Source organism: Pelagibacterium mangrovi, from assembly GCF_036662815.1.
GTDB lineage: Bacteria > Pseudomonadota > Alphaproteobacteria > Rhizobiales > Devosiaceae > Pelagibacterium > Pelagibacterium mangrovi.
In genome coordinates, this window is record NZ_JBAFXA010000027.1 from 1 (window position 1) to 847 (window position 847).

Sequence of the window (847 nt, forward strand, 5' to 3'; positions counted from 1 at the left end):
CTAGGCCGTAAACTCATAAACGGGTGACAGTGGTGGCTTGATTTGATTCAAGGCTTCGAATTGCGAAGGAGTCTTGGAATGCGTCGCCGTTTTGACCTGACCGATTTTGAGTGGTCGATTATCGAACCCTTGTTGCCCAACAAGAGCCGCGGTGTTCCTCGCGTTGACGATCGCCGCGTGATCAACGGCATCTTGTGGCGCTTTCGCACGGGCTCTCCCTGGGCCGATATTCCTGAACGCTACGGTCCTTACACGACCTGCTACAATCGATTTGTACGCTGGCGAAAAGCTGGGGTTTGGGATCGTCTGCTCGAAGCGGTGTCTGCGGCTTTCGAGGGCGATCTTCAGATGATCGATAGTTCGTGTGTTCGGGTGCATCACCATGGTGCGACCCTAAAAAGGGGGACCCAAATCGCTGCATGGGACGTTCCCGGGGTGGTTTGACGACCAAAATCCACGCGCTGGTTGACGCCGAAGGCAGACCTGTCCGACTTCACCTCTCTGAGGGTCAGAGCAGCGACTGCGTCAACGCTGAAGCTTTGTTGGACTTGCTGAGCCAGGACACTATCCTGCTTGCCGACAAAGGCTATGATACAGACAGCATCCGGGCACGCATCCAATCAGCCGGTGCCTTTGCCAACATCCCCGCCAAGAGCAACCGAAAACAAGCGTTCCCGTTCAGTGCGTTCCTGTACCGATATCGCAATCTCGTCGAGCGCTTCTTCGGAAAAATCAAGAATGCCAGAGGCTTGGCGACCCGATACGACAAGCGTGCCGATAACTTTCTCGCCGCGCTCAAGCTCTTCTCAGCACGCCTGTGGATCAGAAGTTATGAGTCTACGCCCTA

At 55.3% G+C, this 847-nt stretch carries 1 protein-coding gene; it reads left to right on the plus strand.

The features are described from left to right. Window positions 1-78: 78 nt before the first annotated feature. Window positions 79-847 (plus strand): IS5 family transposase gene (locus V4T21_RS19115; protein WP_332719928.1). Its coding sequence is split into 2 segments (ribosomal slippage), with 770 coding nucleotides annotated over them: window positions 79-394 and window positions 394-847; the frame shifts between segments, so codons are not numbered across the junction. This gene is flagged as partial in the annotation.